The sequence below is a fragment of the bacterium genome (assembly GCA_022616075.1).
In the GTDB taxonomy this organism is placed as follows: domain Bacteria; phylum Acidobacteriota; class HRBIN11; order JAKEFK01; family JAKEFK01; genus JAKEFK01.
On sequence record JAKEFK010000206.1, the window covers coordinates 1 to 19,908 of the forward strand.

13 protein-coding genes are annotated in these 19,908 nt (G+C 46.1%); 5 read left to right on the top strand and 8 right to left on the bottom strand.

Translation table 11 applies throughout. The annotated features are described in order from the left end of the window. Positions 1-218 precede the first annotated feature (218 nt). The 6 genes from L0156_16500 to L0156_16525 form a co-directional block, all read right to left on the bottom strand. Positions 219-1,256: a hypothetical protein gene (locus L0156_16500; GenBank protein MCI0604588.1), complete on the bottom strand. Its 1,038-nt coding sequence runs from the start codon at positions 1,254-1,256 to the stop codon at positions 219-221. Continuing rightward, on the bottom strand, positions 1,256-3,454 hold the full coding sequence (locus L0156_16505; protein MCI0604589.1) for a nucleoside 2-deoxyribosyltransferase: 2,199 nt from the start codon (positions 3,452-3,454) through the stop codon (positions 1,256-1,258). The genes L0156_16500 and L0156_16505 overlap by 1 nt, the downstream gene beginning before the upstream one ends. A gap of 107 nt (positions 3,455-3,561) precedes the next feature. Further along, complete coding sequence (locus tag L0156_16510; protein MCI0604590.1) at positions 3,562-4,446, bottom strand: hypothetical protein; 885 nt, start codon at positions 4,444-4,446, stop codon at positions 3,562-3,564. Positions 4,447-5,551: 1,105 nt separating this feature from the next. Next, complete coding sequence (locus L0156_16515) at positions 5,552-5,746, bottom strand: hypothetical protein (protein ID MCI0604591.1); 195 nt, start codon at positions 5,744-5,746, stop codon at positions 5,552-5,554. A gap of 1,197 nt (positions 5,747-6,943) precedes the next feature. Next, the gene (locus L0156_16520) at positions 6,944-8,092 is read right to left on the bottom strand and encodes an ATP-binding protein (protein MCI0604592.1); all 1,149 of its coding nucleotides are present in this window, start codon (positions 8,090-8,092) and stop codon (positions 6,944-6,946) included. Positions 8,093-8,094: 2 nt separating this feature from the next. Beyond that, positions 8,095-10,836 carry a Mu transposase C-terminal domain-containing protein gene (locus L0156_16525; protein ID MCI0604593.1) on the bottom strand — a complete coding sequence of 914 codons (2,742 nt, stop codon included), beginning with the start codon at positions 10,834-10,836 and terminating at the stop codon, positions 8,095-8,097. Between the two features lie 932 nt (positions 10,837-11,768). On the opposite strand from L0156_16525, the gene dndC reads away from it, so the two are divergent. The 5 genes from dndC (at position 11,769) to L0156_16550 (ending at position 17,249) form a co-directional block, all read left to right on the top strand. After that, complete coding sequence (dndC, locus tag L0156_16530) at positions 11,769-13,196, top strand: DNA phosphorothioation system sulfurtransferase DndC (protein MCI0604594.1); 1,428 nt, start codon at positions 11,769-11,771, stop codon at positions 13,194-13,196. After that, positions 13,193-15,232: a DNA sulfur modification protein DndD gene (dndD, locus tag L0156_16535; protein ID MCI0604595.1), complete on the top strand. Its 2,040-nt coding sequence runs from the start codon at positions 13,193-13,195 to the stop codon at positions 15,230-15,232. Before dndC ends, dndD begins: the two co-directional genes overlap by 4 nt. Beyond that, positions 15,223-15,603 carry a DNA sulfur modification protein DndE gene (gene dndE, locus L0156_16540; GenBank protein ID MCI0604596.1) on the top strand — a complete coding sequence of 127 codons (381 nt, stop codon included), beginning with the start codon at positions 15,223-15,225 and terminating at the stop codon, positions 15,601-15,603. The genes dndD and dndE overlap by 10 nt, the downstream gene beginning before the upstream one ends. 147 nt (positions 15,604-15,750) lie before the next feature. Next, complete coding sequence (locus L0156_16545; protein MCI0604597.1) at positions 15,751-16,620, top strand: hypothetical protein; 870 nt, start codon at positions 15,751-15,753, stop codon at positions 16,618-16,620. Then, positions 16,617-17,249, top strand: coding sequence for a class I SAM-dependent methyltransferase (locus tag L0156_16550; GenBank protein MCI0604598.1), 633 nt, complete (start codon positions 16,617-16,619; stop codon positions 17,247-17,249). Before L0156_16545 ends, L0156_16550 begins: the two co-directional genes overlap by 4 nt. Before the next feature lie 52 nt (positions 17,250-17,301). On the opposite strand, the gene L0156_16555 is transcribed toward L0156_16550, so the two are convergent. Both L0156_16555 and L0156_16560 read right to left on the bottom strand, forming a co-directional pair. Further along, positions 17,302-19,002: a DUF262 domain-containing protein gene (locus tag L0156_16555; GenBank protein ID MCI0604599.1), complete on the bottom strand. Its 1,701-nt coding sequence runs from the start codon at positions 19,000-19,002 to the stop codon at positions 17,302-17,304. A gap of 26 nt (positions 19,003-19,028) precedes the next feature. Beyond that, positions 19,029-19,907 (bottom strand): hypothetical protein, encoded by an 879-nt coding sequence (locus L0156_16560; protein MCI0604600.1) that lies wholly within the window; start codon positions 19,905-19,907, stop codon positions 19,029-19,031. Between the last annotated feature and the right edge of the window lies 1 nt (position 19,908).

The following is a 19,908-nucleotide window of genomic DNA, read 5'->3' on the forward strand; positions in this document are numbered from 1 at the left end:
ATCCCTGTCCCCCAGCCATAAAATCGCCTTCGCGTCGCGCGTGGTGAGTGTAAGTAGAAGCATAAGTTTGCAGTAACTGAAGCTTGATGCTTCCAAATTGAGGCACTGCAAACTTATCCTTCCAAACTCATGCAAATACTTAAACAAGGAGTATTGAAGAAGGGGGAGAACTTAGAAATTCCCATCGTTCGCATTCCTAAGGCAAGGATCGACTTGATTCATACTACAAAATGAGAGGTTTCGACAGTCTCATTAACTAGCCACAGTGTACTTTCGATGCCTTCGCTGTAGTTGATGTCGTAAGCGGCAGGTATAGGATAGACGAACCAAGAAGCCTCAGGATATTCTGAAGAAAGTTGTAATGCGACGAAAAACAGCAATAACTTCGGGCCGTAGGGGAAGAGTATTACAGGAGCATCAAATTCCTTTGCGATGTTGATCTGCTCTTTTGCGTATCTCGCAAGATTATCGAGATCAACAAGTCCGACGATCTTGATGACCCAATCGCTCGAGCGTAGTCTGGTTAACTGTCTCATAATTTTGTGGTTATTGCGCTCACTTAGATAACGTAAGTCTGGTCTGTTGGGCGTATTTACAAGAAGTATCAAACCTCCAGACGGTTCGAGTTCTGCCAGACCTAAAATCAACCGGTCAGCTTCATGACCAGGCATGATTATTCCTCTGCTGTGAGCTTCATTAAAAAGCAGGGCAGTTTCGGCTAGAGGTGCCACGATAATATCTCGCCAGCCTGACTTTCTATGAGGTTCACTGAGATTTCCATAATTTTCCGGTATCGAATAGCAGACAGACCATTCGAACCTTAACTGGGATCTGCTCAGCATTGCGGCAAGGGCTAAGACATGTATTTTTGTCATACAACTGACATCGAAAATGACGAACTTCGGATTGTCCCTCGCGATTAAATCTTCCATTGCATCCTGCAATCCCTGAAACGAGTAAGCATCAATGCGAACAAGTCGGATTTCTTCATCATACGCTTTTGATTTGAGATCGGAGAGGATTTCCAAGTTCCTTGCTCTTCGAGCCTGATCATCTGAGCTGGGGTTCACCTGAGTAGAATAACCCAACGCCACGGCAGCATTGACACGAAGATCTTCTCCGGAAAGCTTCGAGAGAGAAGCGACGCACCGTTCTTCAAAACTAAGGGCCCCAACCCACATTGTAGAAGATGAATTGCCAAGCAGACTTTGCATACTTCTGGGCGTAGAAACGATGGAAAGCTTTGTGTTCAGCATTACTTCCTCCTGGAAGCCGGATTAGTAGTAACCCACTTTTTGTAATTCTTTAAGAATCTTTCAGTATCTTCCTTTAGTTGGCTCGATGCTATGACACGAACTGTATCATGGCAATGGCGTAAACTGTCAGCAACAAGGCTGTTTTTGGGATAACCGGGTTCCTCTAAAATCAATATCATTCTTGCCAATAACCTACCATATCCAGCTTTGGGCTTCGCACACACTGCGCCGCAAATGTAGTGCATGAGGGCGTCCGGTTCTGTTCCATCAAGAGAAACGATAAGCAGTGAGGCGCTAGATGCTCGGCGGATGCTTGTAATGTTAGAGTCAGAAATCACTTCATATTTTAAGCCTTCTTTCTTTGCAAGATTTACAAACTGATCTTGTGCATGCTTATTCCAATTGAGTTCGCGCAGCCAGACGCTTAACGCGGGAATTGGGTGAGGCTGGCGTGGCAGACGCGTGAATTCCGGATCCGAGAGATGAGTCGCGATACTGGACATAAGTCCCATTAAGCCGATCTGGTCTCGGTAATGACCAACCTGTGTTGCACCTAACCACTCTGGAAGCGTAGAAAGATCCGCAGGGCCAGAAACCACAGGTATGATGTGCTTGCCAAGCCCATAAGCAAAGCCAAGTTCAAATAAAACATCCGGTCGCGTTCCGGTCACGTCTCCTACGACTACCTTGGAAGCGCTTATTCTTTCTCGAATAACTTTGGCCCACAATGCTCCGGCTGGTACTTTCCCGTCTACGACTTTGACAGAAGAGAGATCTGGACGAGACCGAACAGACTCCTCAAATTCACGTCGAAAACGTTTACTCTCTTCAAACGTCATTCGATAAGCAACAAAGAGAGTTGGTGGCTTTCGAGGGCCAAGAGTTTGCTGCAAAACTTCATTCTCCTTGCGCGTGAGATGGATAGATTCAAGCGATGCATGATCCCAAAATGAACTCTGTCTGTGCCAAAGCAAAATAGGTGGAATTTCTAACTCGGTCGGTCGTAGGCCAGGAACCCAACGGTGGCTTTCTGGCATGCATAAAGCTCCCGACCGAAGAGCCATCTCTATGAAACGGCTAAGAGGATTGTGAGTATCAAAAAGGCCTTCTGGAGGTCGTTGTTTGATCGAAATCATAACAGGCCCTGTGATGCGACCATAGCGCTTCAGTGCTTCCTCTCGAAGCTCATTTATCATCTGACGGAAATTCGGATGATACTTCTGCAAACTTTTTTGCGAGGCTACAAGTTGATTTTCCCGCAGGTCATCAAGCGAGGATTTAAGTTCATCGTTTCTCTGTTGTACGGGAACCGAAAGATATCGTGCTGTGAGTTCTAAGGACGTTTTCAAAGAGTCACGCGAAATTGTTAATATTAAGCTTTTGATGTTTTCTGGGAGTGTCGAGAAGTTTTTACATTGAGCTTGCACTGCTGCTTCTACAAATTTTATCCACTCTTGGGACCGGGGGAAGACACCAAGATGAACAATTGCATAGTGATCACCCGCCACCACCGAATCGGCTACCGCAACTGTGTGGCCTGGCCTCATTGCAACCAGAGCAATATACCTATTGGACTGATCAAGAAGTTCAAGAACAGGCATAAGGGAAGGAGCCAATACCATATCTGCCCTGTCCAGCAACAAAAGAAGGGCACCCTTCACTTTTTCGGATTGCTCGCCTAGCTCCGATACATACGCTGGCAAGGCACCTAGTTCTGAAATCCCTTCAAACACTTCCAGCGGAGCTTTCGCAACATCAAATCTTGCAGCTGCAATCCATTCAGCGCCTACAACAGTTTTTGGCCGAAACTGTTGAGGCAAGCATCCGGCAAGGGCTTCAGAGGAGGGAATAACATTTTTCTTTAAGAGGCGATCAGTAATACTTAGAGCTAAAAGAGCCGTGGCTTTTCCAATTATGAGCGGTTCAATCGCGGTCGGGATGTCGAATGCAAGGGCCCCCAACCCTGTCTGTTTCGTAATGCTCGCAAACTCAGTAGCTAAAGATATATGAGCAGCAATACCATCATGCACATGCTTCTGGTAGCGAAGAAGGGTTGTCTTTCCCGCGCCCCGAGAACCAATTACTAATGCGCTACGGTAGAATTTCGTTGGGATTTCTGGGGGAGGTTGAAAAATGTCTTGGACTCGTTCGTCAGGGATTTTCTCTCCCTCTACCCATGGAGGAGTGATCTCGGGCATTGAATCTGATACCAATTGTACATTGATTTGTCAGCCTAAGCATAATAATTGTCTAATGGCCTTCTTGGGGGTTGTTATTCTTTTTTTCTTGAAAACGTATTTGGGATCTACAATGTATTCAAAACTTCCCGTAGGGTTTCGCAGATCATGGCCCGGCACTTCACGCCTTTCATCCGGGCATAGACGGCGTTATTGGTAGGCACGTTTCCCTCCGCAATGATTTCCAAAACCACTTTGGTCAATTCCTCCCTGAACTGACTTTTTAATTGTTCAGAATGTAACTTTTGGTGTTGTCGATGGTTTGAAGCTATCGTTTTGACAATCGATGGGAACCTGTAACTAAGACTGTCTGGACGGCATTGAAAACGGTTAGCAATCGCCGACACTGACGGCGGTGGATATTCCTCCAAAACCCTCAGGAGTTCATCAATCGATACCAACTTCGATGAAAAGTAGCGTTTCCGTCTCTCAACTATGGCGCGGCTAAGATGTGGAAATCGATTCTCCAGTGTCGTTATGTAAACTCCCAATCGTTTTGAAATCGCAAACAGCGCCGGAGGCGGATCGGTCTTTAAAGCCTGTTTCAGTTCATGCTCAATCGATTCTAGGTTGCGTTTTCTGTATGCTTTGGATTTTTCCGTCAACTCTGAAACCAATTCGGGAAAACGCCTTAACAGTGCGGCTCTTGAGGACGTGAGCGTCCGACAAACATAGCTGAAGCTAGGTGGAGGAATTTCAGCGACCGCTTTCTCCAGATAACTTTTTGCACGGTCATGAAAGGAATCTTGCATCGACAGTCCGCGATAAAAAGCCTGAAAATTCAGGTTGATTCTTTTACACAATTCAGGAAAATGCCGCCGCAAACACTTTCTATCAGCGCCAAGGTAGTTGCAGGCCCTTTGCAAAGGTGGAGGGGGTTCTTCATTTAATAATTGTTCCAAATATTTCTTCGCTTCTACGAGAAAATCTGGTGTCTTCTTATGTCCAGGCACACCTCTTCTTTTTTGGGGTCCCCAAAGACGTTTCCCAGAGCCGCGGTAATTTAGAATTATCTTGTCTGCCAAGCTCGGAAATTGCGATCGAACAGTTCTTTTTGCAACGCCAAGATCGGAACAAATTTTTCTTAGAGAGCGAGGTGGAAATTCTTCGAGGCCCCGTAAAAGTGATTCTTTAATGTGCGCATAGTCCTTTCTTCGGCTTTTGATGTGAGCTTCCTTCTTCTCCCCAAATGCCAAATCGCACAAGCGGACGTTGAAGACTAAGCAGAATTCCAAGAGCAATTTCAGTCGTGGTGTACTCGCGCCATTCAACCAGTTGAAAATAATACGTCTATTCAATTCGAAGGTACTTGGAAATTGCTTGTCTTGAGCAGATGCGAAAATGGATCGGACTGAGGCAATCAATTTGTTCTTGGAAAGCGTTTCTTGGTTTGAATGCGCAGCCACGATCAATTCGCCGGTATTGCATATGACCCATTTCTGCCAGGTGTCATCAGGACATTCTCCACCGGATTGGCTTTCGGACAAATTACTGTCAGGGTATCGACCGAGCCATTCGCCGCAGCGGGAACAGTATCCTGGGCGCGACAGCAAATCGAGGTGGAGGATTCTGTTCAAGCATCCCGGACACTTGGTCGTTAGCTCAGCTTGATGTTTTGGACAAATCCTCACTGGGTCAATTGCCCAAATCAGCGGATCATAGACCGTTAAACTTGAATCTGACCACTCCTGATAACACTGTGAACACCAGTCTCGGAATGGCTTGATTAGGTCAACTCTGCTGATTGCTTCCCCGCAAAAGATCACTGCCGTATGACGTCCTTCAGAAGAGCCTGTTAGGCGTTCAACAATACCTGCAACCTCCTGGGCTGCATCATCTGAAGCCATGATTCGAGCGTGAAACATTCCCAGTCTGAATTTTACCCATGCCCCTGTACCTAACTTGCCCATCTCCTTGAAAACCAATACCGAAGTCGGAATTGAGTGAATCTCCGCCGTTCTGGAAATAAGGCTGGCCAACCCTTCTACCCACAAGCTGCCGATCCCCATTGGACGCACAAAGCTGAGCCTCGTGCGGGATGGTATCGTAAATTCAGATTCAACTTTCTTGTAAATTCTCGGCGTAAGCCCCATGTTTTTCAGTCGATACCCAGACTCCTTCGAGCATTTCGGAGTGTTTCAAGTGCCATTCGATGATTCGGATCCCTGTATTTCCTGACGACTCGATCCACAGCTCTTCTCGATGGATATACTCCAGTTGAATGAAGGTTAATAACCGCTTTCCGGATTTCATTTAGAAGACGAGTTCGCTTCTGTAGCCGATTTTCGCAGACTTTTTGCTGGTAGGCCGAAGATATGCGCACACAAAGCTCGCGAAAGTTTCCATACAGAAATCTTCTGCTGCATCTCAACCGTTTTGCAATTTTCTCCAGTGACTGTGGCTCGCGTTTTTGAGACTCGCACTCCAGAATTCCTTTGATCGTTTTAAGATCGAATTCGTAGTGGTGCTTCACCTTACGAGACTGACTATTGGTAAATGTTCGAATTGATTTTCTGCGAAATTGAAATCCATTCTGCTTGAACTTGAGCAGACCAGTTGCTTCAATTCCGCAGCAGTAGCAAATTTTGATTAACTCCGGAAGAGATATCCTCAAATTTCCGGACTTCCAGCCCCAAAGAGTGTTTTTCCGGGTATGAACCTGCGAGGCAAATTTGGAAATGCTGCCCGACGCGTATTTGTCGACTAAAACGGATAGAAATTTGGACAGCAGCGTCCTTGAGAATTCTGATTGTAACTTCCAGCTATGAGAAATTAGTGCCTCAACGAACATCGTTTTCCAAACTTCGTATTGCCATTGATCCTCTTGAATTAGCCCGGATCCTGACTTTTCGGACAGGCCAAGCCAATGTCTACAACGCGAGCAGTATCCCAGAAGCGATTTAGGCGCTAGCCAATTCTGCAAGCAGTGACATGCAGGGCATCTTTCCTCAAGGAGACATTTGTGACGACGGCAAACATGCACGGTTCGAACACACCAGATTAGCGGTTGATAAACTATTTCTTCTTTGTGCCTCCAGTCCTCATAACAAAGAGGACACCATGCGGAATGTTGACGTATTAATCCCCGCGGCGAAATCATGCGTTTCCAAGGCAGGAAAGTCAGAAACTCCAACTCAGGTCTAAGCGTGCACCGGCTCACAATTCTTGCCCATCTGGATGCTGTAAGCCCGATTCCGTTAAGCGCCCCGGAATATTTTCGAAAAGATGGAGTTAGCAATTTTGAAACATGGTAATCTTCATTACTATATCTGAGCATCTCCTTCATCAATGATTCACACGAAAGGCTGTGTGCTTCGTCTAGCCGACAAATGAATCCGGTGAGACACTCACTCATACCGTTCATCATGCCCAGTGGTGGGATGCTGAAAAATGAACTACGGGTCGGGATTCGCCGCGTTGGAAAATCCCACGATGGGTAGACACTGCGGTTCAATTTTCGTTCCCCCCAACCGGATACCGCCTCGGATTCGCAACTCCAACAGGGGGTTTACGCGAGTTACTCTCGTCGTTGCTGACCAACGACTTGTCCGATACTTTGTCCATTCCAATGAGTGCCATGATCCTCTTCCTGCGGTTTGGATTACTGGTAAGGAGTGCGTCAAATTCAGCAGCCTCGGAGGCGATTTTCTCCAATTGAGAATCAGAAAGTTCTGCGTCCTTGAGATCTTGTGCTGTCATTTTGTTTCGCCCTTCTGTAATGACATGTGTTAATGCTCTGAGCAGCATTTGCTTGAGAATTCCGACGCACCCTAATGAATTCAAATAGAGGTATTCCCAGTTTGTAACCAGATCAGGCTCTTCAGAAATAGGCAGGTGTTTCTGGAAAGTTAGAATTACACCCTGAAAGATTCTTATGTCTTGTTTCCGTTCAAAACGATACCGCTCAAACGGAATATCTTTGCTGCGGCGGCTCAGTTGACCGCTAAGATTTCGGAAAGAAAGCAGTTCAGTAGGTCCAACAAGGATGTGAAGAATACGCGTTCGCTCCGCAAGAGACTTCACGTAATCAAGTTGATCGAGCAGCTTACGACCTGACCCGATTTTTGCTAAGTGCTGCGCCTCATCGATCACAACGGCCAGCAACTTGCGGTATTCAAGAGTTTTCTCGGCTGCATATTGAAGTTCAAGCCCCGACATTCTTCGCTGAATCGTGGTCCCTTTTGCAGGATCCGTTTTTGTCCGCCACATCGAAGCAGGTAATATTTTGTGTCTAATCTGAGGTTCCTTGCAGGCGTTCAAAAAACGGAAATGGTAATCCGCCCAACTCCATGCTGTCGACTGTGGGCTCGGCGCCTTTACAACTACAATCGGAATGCGCCCAGGATCCAATTCCAGTAGTGGGACCATTTCCTGCCAAACCTGCTGTTCCAAACACTCAATCAACTTACTCTTGCCCACGCCTGGAATTCCGAAAAGATTCAATATTTGTACTCCTCCCGGGTGAAAAATGAACCGCTTGACTTTCGCGAGGGTCTGAGCCTGAAAAGGATGTGCCATGGTATACGACTCAAAATACTGGAGCCGCTCATCAATCGATCTTTCAAGCAAATCACGAGGGAAACCAATGTGTTTTTTCATGTTTAATACTCTCCAAAGACTTCGATTTCTGAATTTGTTTCAACCTGGGTATCGCCCTGAACTGCTTCCTCTGCTGGAGGATTATTCTGCGGTTCAGGCAATGAGAGTTTGCCCGCGGTCAATTCGAGATTGTCATCGGATTCAGGATAAGCAGATTCAAATCCCTGATTGATGGAGTTGATGATTTGTTTGCCGGCGCGGTCGCGTCTCTGCTGCAAGAGAACCTTTTCCTCATCCTGAACGTTAAGAAGAAATGCACCGAGCTGCTTGGCAGTTGTATAGAGGCTCTTTGAATCTCTCTTTAATCGTTTGCGGAGTTCTTCGGAGGCAGTTCGGATCTCCCGTTCAGATCTTCCATGGAAAATGGAAAAATATTCAGACTGGCATTGTATCCATTGGTCGCGAACAAATGCGTATGCTGTTCCTGCATCGAAAGGGTCGTATCGAACAGCTACAGTCGTTCCCTCAACTTTGGGGTCTCTGAAGGCCTCACACCAATAGTAGATGTTATTGATCTTAGTCCCGATGTTGGGAATGACCTTGGCTTGTCCGCGGGGAGTGGTCGGAAGCGTAGCCACGAAAAAGTCACTATTCCAGGGAATGTACCGTTGGGATCGGTCTCCGGTTTTTGCCATCTGGCTGAGAAATGTTTCGCGCGGAGAATTTCCGAGAGCAGAGTGTTTCAAATTATCGTAGACATCGTACAGATATTCGCAGAATCGAATGTAGAATCGCTCCGGTGTCCAAGCTGCGTGCTCCTTCGGATCGAAATCCTTCGTCACTTCTCGAACGTTTTTCGTGAGTTGAGTATTGCCAAGAAGGTTTTGCGTGAATTGAGTGTTAGTTGTTCCAAACAGCCTTTCACAAACCGATCCGTAGCGTGGCTTCTTCCCCGGTCGAACTTTTACCAGGCAGCGAAAGTATGCCATGAGCGCTCGCATGTAGATGCTATTCAGGTCCTTACCCCCATCCACAACGAGGATTTGGGGAAGCCGCCCGAAACGCCGCACACACTCCCTTATTGCCATCATGCAGGATCGAAACGACGGCGGATCATGAGTGACATACGCCGCAAGACCTCGCCGGGAGTAAGCATCCATCATGATCGTCATCCACGGTCTCCCGAGATTTTCCTTTGTGTAGGGGCATACCAATTCAATATCCAATTGAGTGTGATCAACGTGGCAAATTTCGAATGGTCGATCACCGTGACGCGGCGTAGTCATTTCCAGAGTCCAATAAAAAGGTTCATGCTTGTACGCAGCCACCGGGCCTTTTCGTTTAAGAGTAGTGGCGTATCGATCCAATCTTTTAATCTCGTTTACAAAAGTCCTGTAACTGGCGGCAAGTAAACCCTGCTGTTCGCATGATTGAACATACATAGAATGGACTTCAAACATCCGCATTTGCCGGATGTTCTTATACCTTTCCTCAATGAATTGATGAAGGAGATTCAGCGTTTCTGGAGGAAGTTTCCTCAAGCGATTTCCTGATCGCTTTTTAGGAAGAAGGCCGATGTAGCCGCATCCATGTTCTGCCTCTGCCTGACGAAACGCTGCAAGGTGATGGAAAAGAGTTCTAGTAGGTTTGCCGTCAGTCGGGAGAACCTTGTGTCTTAAATAATCCGAAATGATGTCGTACCTGCTGTTCGCAACTTCAAGATCCTTCTTGTTTGCTCCCAGTTTTTCAAGCAGCTGCGAGTTTTCCTTTACTTCGGTTTGGGCGGGTAGGTTGTTAACTCGTCCGGTCCTGACAAGATCCTGGAATGAAGAAAGTGGTAATTCGACTAACCTGTTTTCACGCGAAATGCTTACGGCCGTTTCGCCTACGTTCAGCACTTGCCAGCTTTGTCCGTCCCATTCCAGGGTGAGACCTGGGGATATATCAACGTAGGGTTTTCGCACAGCAGGAAGAGATTTAGAGCTCTGAAACATCTTCGTCCATGCAGCAGACGACTCTTCATTAGCAAAGACCTGAACCTTTTCCGGTTCAACAAGTGGGGCGGATTTCAGATCAACAAAGATTCCACCCGTAGCGATCATGTAGTAGATTTCGTCACGTGATATCTCTTTCTCTGTTTTGACAAACAGTTCTTCAAGGGTAATACGTCCGGTTAATGAGATAATTTCGAAGACATCGGGCTTTACTTCCGGTATTGTTGAATGTTCATGCAGAAGATAATCTTGAAGAAACTGAATGTTTCGCTGGAAGATCCAATTGATATTTTTTGAGGATCGAATACGGTAGTAGAAACCGTGTCGTTTTGAATATTCTTCGGCTGGTGGCGATGTCCAGTTACCGGATTCGTCGCGAAGATAACGATTGGGACTCTTTTCCCGAAGTTGATCCAGCTCAGACTCCTCTTTGCACTCTTCCCATCCAGCGCATCCCTTGCGCAAAACGAAGAAGTCCGGACAGTGGGAAGTCCCAACCCTTTTCGAATTTTTTGCCAGGTAGACAAGTTTGATTTGTCCCGGCTGATCGTAATACTCCAGAACATCGTTGTCGTGTTCCAGCTCGTAAGCCGCAGCAAGTTCGTTTCTGTGACTTTCGCATTGTATGGTCACGCCCATTTTACGACTTGGAAAGAAGCATCGAACGTTCTTTCCATTGCTGCCAACATTCCGATATGGCGGCGATGTTCGGATCCGCTGAATCAATGCTTTTGCCTCAATGGATAGACTCATCTTTCTGCACCAATCGTTGAACTCAAGGTCACTCAACATCATCTTTTCTTCCTCCATTCGCTTTGCTGAAATCCGGATTGGAATCCTGAATCATCAGCTGTTTCGCATCAGCCATGTGATATCAGTTTTGGCAAAAATTTGCGGAGGGAGCCGTTCCTGGGGCTCGTCGAGGCGCCATTCAGCGCAAATTGAACCTCGTCGAGCTTTTGAAAGGTACCAACACCAGCGAATGGGACAAGAACTTCTACGTTGGATGATTGATTGTTATTTTGCGGAAATCGAAAGGAGATGAACTTGCCTTACTACTTCTTTCTCTTTGCTGTCTTCAATTGCGTTTCAATTACAGCTTCAAGCAAGGCGAGCACATTTTCCAATTGCTTAGGGGGGAGCTGAGATAGGCGAGAAGCATAGTTCTCGAAAGTCCTCTCGATTTGTTTCTTCATTGTCTTTTTAGATTCACCCGTTAGCAGCCAATGCAGGTCAGTTTCCGGAAATTCTTGTATTAGCTTTTGGAAAAATACGAGCCCTGGCTCCGTTTTCCCCGTTACGTATTTGTTTACGAGCGACTGATTCAATCTCAGCGTATTGGCAAACCGACTTACGTTATTTGTGGCTACCTTGATGACGACTTCTCTGAGCCTTTTTACAAACCCATCTTCTGTTTTCTTATTCCGCGCGGCCATCAAATGCCAAAAGTAATATTTGACTTGCTCTAAGGCATACATTACTATAAATCAGTCAAATCTGACTAGATATACGTTGAATACCTCAAATGGCGCTATTGACAACCGACGGTTGTTTGTCTGTGGCGTAATGTGTAAAATAGAAAAGAGAGATGTTTGGAACTTCGGCTCAGAAAAAAGAAGCTGGATTATAAAAAAGATATCGAACTCAGCTTCAACATGCTGGAGACTTTTTGAGGTGAGATCCGGCCTTCCACTGTTTGCCATAGTATTACGCAACTCCTTTGCTGAGGAAGGACTATATCTATGAGTGAGCAGAACGGGAAATCAGTATTTGAATCCAGATCGATCAAGCAAATATATCAAGAGATCCAGGATCTATATAGATCCGATAAGCGACCTTGGGTCATAGGTTATAGCGGAGGTAAGGATTCAACTGCCGCACTTCAACTCATCTGCTATGCGCTCAGCGAACTCCCCAAACGAGATCTGATAAAAAAGATATACGTTATCTCTTCTGACACTCTAGTAGAAACCCCTGTCATTGTCGGATATATTAGAAAGACTCTTCAACTGATAAAAACAACAGCCGAACAGCAGATCCTGCCGTTTGAAGCCGCAATTGTCATTCCTGAAGTCCATGACACTTTCTGGGTAAATCTCATCGGGCGAGGCTATTCAGCGCCTTCAAAACGATTCCGATGGTGTACGGATAGGATGAAGATTGATCCAGCAAATAAGTTCATTCTTGAGAAGGTCTCTGAGTACGGAGAAGTCATATTGGTGTTGGGGGTCCGTAGGTCTGAAAGTGCGACACGAGCCCAGGTTATGAACCTCCATAAGATTAAGGGCAACCTTTTGTCCCGACACTCGACATTACCCAATGCGTTCGTATACACACCCATTGAAGACTTTACGCTGAACGACGTATGGACTTATCTTCTTCAGGTTCCATCGCCTTGGGGTAACAATAATCGCGATCTTGTGACCCTATATCGGAACGCCCAAGCGGGTGAATGTCCGTTGGTTGTCGATACCACAACGCCCTCATGCGGAAATAGTCGCTTCGGCTGCTGGACTTGTACGGTAGTTCAACAGAATCACTCGCTTGAAGGATTAATAGAAGAAGGCGGCCAAGAATGGATGCAGCCGCTTCTTGACTTTCGCAACTTATTGGCTTCAACGCAGGAAGACAAAGCGAAGTATCGAAGCTACAAGCGACGGAATGGACATTCACTTCTGAAAAGGGATGGCGAGAGCCTTATTCGTGGTCCATATTATCTATCATTTCGGAGAGATCTTCTGAGAAAGCTCCTTCAGATACAATTGGAGGTGCGAAAGAACGGCCCTGATCCGAAACTTACGTTGATCTCCGGGGCGGAATTGCACGAAATTCGTCGAATCTGGCGAACCGAGGAACAAGACTGGGAAGACTCAGTTCCAAAGATCTACCGCGAAGTAACTGGCGAGGATCTTCTCTGGGTTCAGGATGACACTTCGCGATTTAGTATTAGGGATAAAGAGATTCTTGAATCCATTTGTCAAGGTCATAATGTTCCTTTGGCCCTTGTCATGAAGCTTTTGGACGAAGAAAAAAAATTGGACAGAATGAACAAGAGGGCCGGTGTTTTTGACCGCATTGACACGGTTTTAGGCGAAGTCTGGAGGCCGGAAGAGGAGATACTCCACCGGATCCAAGAAAAGAACAAGCGTGCAAAGCAACAGAAGCCATGATAATCCGAAAGCTGACTCTTAATGATTTTGGAGTGTTTGCTGGACAGCAGGAATTGGATCTTTCTCCAAGAGGTTATCAAGGAGGTCGGCAGAATCCCATAATTTTGTTCGGAGGGATGAACGGCTCAGGAAAAACTACAATCTTGGAAGCCGTACGTCTTTGTCTCTACGGAAGAGCCTCACTTACCAAGAAGGTGAGTAATAAGGAATATCAGGAATATCTGAGAGGTCTCATTCACCGTTATCCACCGTTTGCGCTCAATTCAAGCAGTGCAGCAATCAAGTTGGAATTCGAATACGGTAACGGGGAAGGAGCTGAACTTTTTGTGATCGAAAGACTTTGGTTGGACAACGGTGAAGGAATCGATGAGACGCTTAAAGTTTATAGAAATGGTTGTCTACTTTCTGAGCTGGAAGCAGATTACTGGCAAGACTTCGTTCAAGATCTGATTCCGCAAGGTATTGCCCAGCTTTTCTTTTTCGACGGTGAACATATTCAACAATTGGCTTATGGAGAAAAAGGTGATACTAGGTTAGCAGAATCCATTAATAATCTTCTTGGTCTTGACTTGGTTGATAGACTGCAGGCCGATTTGAATATTTACGTGCGCCGCCAAAAAAAATCTTCTGAAGAAGGAGAAATCCAAAAACAAATTCTCAATCTTGAAAGCAGAAAGAATGAGCTTGAGGCAAAGCTTAGGGAATTAGAGCAAGTCTTGGCTTCGAAGAAAATGGAGATTGATGAGCTAACCTCCCAAATCGCGTTGTTGGAACAGAGGCTTTCACAGAGGGGTGGCCTTTGGATCAAGGATCGCGAGGCACTTCACGAGCAAAAGGCTCGGTTATCACAAGCGATTGAAACTGTGCGAAACCAGATCCGGGAGCAGTGCGCCGGGCTCTATCCATTCTCCTTGATACCAGAATTGTGCCTTCAGGTATCTGAACAACTGGTAAACGAAGGGCATCATAGGCATTGGGATGCTCTCCACAGGCAGCTCGGTACAATTGCTGAAAAAGTCGCTTCCCAAACAAAGCTCTATATTTCAAAGCTCCCTGGTGCTCCAAAACCACTAGCAAGTAAGATTGCAGAGTTTGTGAAAACATCGATAACGAATCAGGATTCTCCTGAAGGCTCCGCCGATATTCAGTTGATTCATGACCTTTCCCCGTCTTTGCAAACGGAACTGATGAGTATGCTTACTCAAATTATTGGAGATGTTCCAGAAGGGATGAAGACTCTGTCCAGTGCAATGGAAAGATCAATTAGAGATCTTGAAAAGATAGAACGAAAAATTCAGCGAATCCCACCAGAAGAGGCGGTAAAGCCGATCATCGATGATCTTTCAGAAGCGAATAAGCTTTTGGGATCATTTCAGAGTGAAACTAGTGCTTTAGGAGTGCAGATTTCTAGCCTCAAGTTCCAGATTCAGGAGACACTCAGAGGCATGAAAAAACTGTATGACCGTTTGGATGAGAGAGAAGATATTGCGGATCGGATTTCCCTTGCAAATAAGGTTGGCGGTGTCCTGACTGAATTCATCTCCCAGGTCAGGCGAAAAAAACTTCGGGAACTTGAACAATGCTTTTCTTCAATTTTTAACAACCTTGCACGGAAGGAAGATGTCCTCAGCGAGGTAAAAATTCATCAAGAAGATTTCTCAGTCACGCTCTACAACAGGCATGCGGTGCAAATCGCCAAAAATCAGCTTTCTGCAGGTGAAAAGCAGATCTACGCTATTTCGCTACTCTGGGCGTTATCTAAGGTTTCCGGACGGCCATTACCCGTGATGATCGATACTCCTCTTGGACGACTCGATAGTGATCACCGTAGGCACATAGTTGAAAACTATTTCCCACGTGCAAGCCATCAAGTTATCATTCTTTCTACCGATACCGAGATTGATCAGCACTATTTTGAAGTGCTCACGCCTGAGATCTCCCATGCGTATCATCTTGAATACAACAATAAGGACGGATCAACCAGTATAAAGGAAGGATACTTCTGGGAGCATAAAGAGGTAGTCAAATGCGGCTGAACAAACTTTATGTCTCCCGTGAAGTAACGGAACGGTTGAAGATACTTCAGGCAAGGACTGGTTTAACACCTAATATTCTTTGCCGAATAGGATTCTGTCTGTCCTTGAGAGAATCGTTGCCACCAAATCCGGAGATCTATCAGCAAGACGGAAAAGAATTCAATCGGTTCACTCTCACTGGAGAATATGACGAACTTTTCGTAGTCCTTCTGAAGCAATCCTGTGTGAAGTACAACTTGTCCTATCAGCGCGGCATAAATGAGCAATTTAGGGCCCACATCAATCGTGGCGTGCTGATTCTTGATAAATTAGCGAAAAACCTTCACGACTTAGCGATATTATCGACAAGATTAAACATTCAGAACCCTTAAACCCATGCAAATGAAACGATATTGGCTATTCGCGGTTGTTCTTATTTCTGTTTTACTCTCTTATTCGTAAAACTTCGAGCGTTTCCACAGGCCAATACCTCTTCACAGACTCAAGCAACGCCCGTCCAACCGAGCCAGATTGATCCGATGAAGGAGGATTTACAACGCCTAACGGATCGTGTCCTTCAGGTTGAGATAGATCTAGGAAAGGTCCCAAAGGGTGGCCAACAGACTGATTATACCGTTCCCATTATTACTGGTCTTTCGACTTTGGGTGCCGCAATATTTGGCGCAATGGCGCTGCTAGTTGGTCAATACTGGACCGGTAAACGCGAGGAGCGGCGAGCACTTCAGGCTGGTGAGCGCGAGGAACGACGGGCCGTTCTCACGGCTGAACGAGCGATGGAACTCGCCCGACACGAAGCAATTTTCGAACAAACACAAAAGATCTTGGATTATCGCCTTAAGCAAATGGAGTTATTCTACGCACCGATGTTCGCTCTTCTCAACCAAAGTGAATCGCTTTACCAAAAAATGCTTGATCAACTCGCTGAGGATGAGCCAGAGCGGTACAAACGTTTGGCGGAACGTGATGCCGAGGGAAACACCTTGCTCGTGCTCGCCAGTTATGGCGTTTGGAAGGGGTTTCGGTTGCTTGATCAGTTGCCGGCGGTGAAGGCGAATCCAAAAGCATTACCTTTGGTAGTGGGTATCCTTGAAATAGGAGACCGGATGACAAAGATAATCTCCGAAAATGCGGGATTGGCCTCCAAGGATATCATCGAACTACTTGGTGAATACATGGCTCACTATGCCATTCTTTCTTCAATTCATAAGAGTCCCGAGACGAAACCTTATGAACCGGGATGGCATAAGCGAGGATACTATCCACGCGATCTAAACGAAAAGATCAAGCAGGGTTATCGCGAAGTCAACGATTTTCTTGATGGTTACGCTGAAGCAAGTAAACGCATGTTGGAAGCTCTCCCCATCCTTGAGGCAAAGCGGAACAGATGAAAACTTTACAAATCAAAAACGGTGAACCTGGTAATCTTACAACTCAGGCGTTCTACCAGCATCATAGCCAGGAATATTACAAGTCAACTGTAGATTTGGATATGCATGACGTTTACGAGCCGTTTTTGAAGGAAATGGCACCACGCGCGCATATTCTTGATGCTGGTTGTGGTTCTGGACGGGACACAAAGGCGTTTTTGGAAAAAGGTTATCGCGTCACAGCCATTGACAGATCTGTGGAAATGGCTGACCTCGCCACACATTTCACCGGCCAACGTTGTGAAGTTGTTTCTTTTCAAGAATTAGAATTCAAAGAAAAGTTTGATGGTATTTGGGCTTGCGCCTCTCTACTCCATGTTCCGAAGCGCGAAATGCACGATGTCATAAATCGCTTAATCATAGCGCTTAAAACTGGCGGCATACTATATCTATCACTCAAGGAAGGCGAAGGTGAACGGGTCGCGGAAGACGGAAGATTTTTTAACTACTACACCATGGACTCTTTTAGAGAAGTTCTTGCGTACTTTCCAGCACTTCGCGAACTTGCCTTCTGGAAATCCGAAGAAATTCGTTCCAGCCAAAATCGAATCCTCTGGTTGAATTTTCTGCTCAAGAAAAGGCGTTCGTAACCTCCGCGACAAACTGTGACTTTCAAGTAGGCGACCCAGCCTCCCCCAATAATCAGAGGCGTGGTAACAAGATGTCAACCAACTTTTCAATCCGTTTGTCTCCAATTGCGGGATTCGCATTCGGCACTAGAAGCTTTTGATCATCCAGGTCGGATACAAAGGATGGATACTGAACCTCAACAAGCCAATCAATATAGGTATGCTTCCCGCGTTCGACATTTAGTACGTACGGACCCTGTGGGCCAAGCTTTGTAGAACACGGATTATTTCGAATGCTCTTATTGACTCTGGTCGGAAGGGGTGAAAAATTAGGCAGCCTCTCAGCTTCATTTTCTCCAGGTGCGTTGGCCCTTATCAATTTCTTGGCAATCAAATGATCGATGTTCCATGAGTCTTCCCCGCGCCCGAACAAAAAAGGCGAGAAGGCACCTCCCGACTCAGTACGTAAAGGGAGCAGGCAGGCATTGAACATCCGAGGGGCGCGCGTCTTATCAATCTCTCTTAATCTTTGAGTCAGCCATCCTTTTGCCGGTTCGTCTGAAATGCTGCCCGCATCAGAAGGGTTTATTCTATCAGCAATTTTTTGTACCGTATCCAATGTTCCTTTGAGTATTCCTTCCCTTGCAATGTCGCCAATCCGCCCTATTGAGCCATCCGCGATCTTCCTGTAATAAGCTCGAAGGAGCAAGTGGAGATCGGCAGATGTTGATAAAGAACCATCATAGAAATCCGGCGCTTTGTTTGGGTCGGCAATCCACTGCAGATAGAAATGTAAAACCGTGATTGCAAACGGTAGGCTTCCGGATTCGAGTATCTCGTCTAAGTATGGAAACTCCCGGCTAAGCCCGGCATTGAGACTCTTTTGGACGAAATCAAGCAGCTTTGTTACGTCGTCAAGTGTAAGCGTGTCCCAATTGGGAAAGATTCTTTTCCGGCTTACAGGGTCAGAATCATCTCGAACCCCTTCATACAGAATATTTCCCAGAGCTTTAAGCTCGTTTTTATTCGGATGGTTTACAAAAACATCTGTGAAATCATTTTCCATCTGATCAACGTCGGAAGAAGCCCACCCAAGTGCAAAAGCTCGGTCGACAAGAACGGCACGCAACAGATCAACCGGAGATAAATCTACACCCTCGGAGTTCAGAGTTATGAATGTCTGAGCCAACTCGATTGTTCGATTGAATCCGTAATATGGATCAATCGCAATCTGCTTTCTTAAAAACATCCTTTCCACGTTTGTCGCGAATTCTTGAACGTTACTAGACTGCATGCCTACGTCCAATATTTCTTTTATGTTCTCATCCAGATCACCGTAGCTTTCGCGGATGGCCTTCCGACGATGATTTCGCAAGGCATTATCGTTGTGCGCGAAAATTGCCTGTCTCAAACTAGCGAGAGTTTTGAGGTTCTGAAAATAGGGTGCCGCCGTTTGGTCGCTAGGTGTCGGAGCTAGTACCTTCGGATATAGGTTATTGAGTAAAGACGTAGCCGTCGCGAAACGCTGAAGCCCGTCTACCAGAATTAGCCCTTGATTCTCAATGTGAGCCAGGATACTTGTTCCGAAAAGAACCGCATTGGACTCGATGAGGCTGTCGACGTTGTCTCTACGCCAGACAATTCCTCTCTGAAATGCTGGTATGATAATCGGCTGGAGATTGAAATACTCTAACCCAGGCGGTTGTCTGTCGACGCAATAACGGAGAGCAAATTCCAGATAGCTTGGTGTTTCGCCTGCTCTTGTAATTGGCATGTTTCATTTACTCCTATAGAAATTTCTTAATCCTGACGATCGACCATGATGTTCGCGCCCGCGCGCGACCGCAACGCCACGACGCCGCTTTCTGTTCTCCAAGAGTTGAACCAATCAGCAAGGCGCAAGAGTCTTTTCTGGCCTATGACTTTGTAATACTTGGCTTTTTTCTCCTTGCTAGCAGTTACAAACGCACGAAGAATGTCGTCGACCTCACGCGCAAAGTCAGGCCAAGTTTCAGTGTTCGTAGGCTTCTGCGGAAGTTTTTCTGAACAGCGCCCGATCGCCATGCACAGTTGAGCGAGATAAAGAAGGCCCCCTTCTCCAATCCTATTCTTTGCATCCCTAATTTCATCGATGGCGCCCTTAAAGAGTATTCTGTGGAGACGCTTTTCGATTTCATGGATGCGACGTCCGGAAGCATCAATATCTGGCTCGATCTTAGCGCGCATCTTGGTAATTCCGATCTTTTCCTTCTTTAGCCGCGCTATCTCTTGCCGCGTTTTTTCTCTATTCTCTGAGTTCAGAAGTTTGATCAACCCTTCACGTTCCTGGTCTTTCAGTTGATATTTTCCCAACAAAAAAGGAAATGCTTCACGCACCAGACTGTAGTCACGTATTCCAGAAAATGCAGTGGAAAGATCGTTCCTATTTTTCCATCGTTTGCGGATCAGAAAGCTATATGAAAGCAAAGTTCTGGTTATGTAGCTTCGCTTTTGTATCGACCAAGCAACAGGATGGATATTCTTAACCCCGGCCTGCACAAGCAAATTGCCGATTTCCCACATCAATTCCAGACGCCGAAGACCTGAACTGGAGCGCCAATCATTGTTCAAAGGACCTAGCCTGTGAATCAATTCTCCCAAAGGCAGATTAAGTTGCAAGTCAATTTCAACTTTTTGCATT

What these genes read in the sequence shown, in the direction of transcription:
- L0156_16500 (MCI0604588.1), bottom strand. Translation starts at nt 1,256, where the DNA reads ATGCTGAACACAAAGCTTTCCATCGTTTCTACGCCCAGAAGTATGCAA.
- L0156_16505 (MCI0604589.1), bottom strand. Translation starts at nt 3,454, where the DNA reads ATGCCCGAGATCACTCCTCCATGGGTAGAGGGAGAGAAAATCCCTGAC.
- L0156_16515 (MCI0604591.1), bottom strand. Translation starts at nt 5,746, where the DNA reads ATGAAATCCGGAAAGCGGTTATTAACCTTCATTCAACTGGAGTATATC.
- L0156_16520 (MCI0604592.1), bottom strand. Translation starts at nt 8,092, where the DNA reads ATGAAAAAACACATTGGTTTCCCTCGTGATTTGCTTGAAAGATCGATT.
- L0156_16525 (MCI0604593.1), bottom strand. Translation starts at nt 10,836, where the DNA reads ATGGAGGAAGAAAAGATGATGTTGAGTGACCTTGAGTTCAACGATTGG.
- dndC (MCI0604594.1), top strand. Translation starts at nt 11,769, where the DNA reads ATGAGTGAGCAGAACGGGAAATCAGTATTTGAATCCAGATCGATCAAG.
- dndD (MCI0604595.1), top strand. Translation starts at nt 13,193, where the DNA reads ATGATAATCCGAAAGCTGACTCTTAATGATTTTGGAGTGTTTGCTGGA.
- dndE (MCI0604596.1), top strand. Translation starts at nt 15,223, where the DNA reads ATGCGGCTGAACAAACTTTATGTCTCCCGTGAAGTAACGGAACGGTTG.
- L0156_16545 (MCI0604597.1), top strand. Translation starts at nt 15,751, where the DNA reads ATGAAGGAGGATTTACAACGCCTAACGGATCGTGTCCTTCAGGTTGAG.
- L0156_16550 (MCI0604598.1), top strand. Translation starts at nt 16,617, where the DNA reads ATGAAAACTTTACAAATCAAAAACGGTGAACCTGGTAATCTTACAACT.
- L0156_16555 (MCI0604599.1), bottom strand. Translation starts at nt 19,002, where the DNA reads ATGCCAATTACAAGAGCAGGCGAAACACCAAGCTATCTGGAATTTGCT.
- L0156_16560 (MCI0604600.1), bottom strand. Translation starts at nt 19,907, where the DNA reads ATGCAAAAAGTTGAAATTGACTTGCAACTTAATCTGCCTTTGGGAGAA.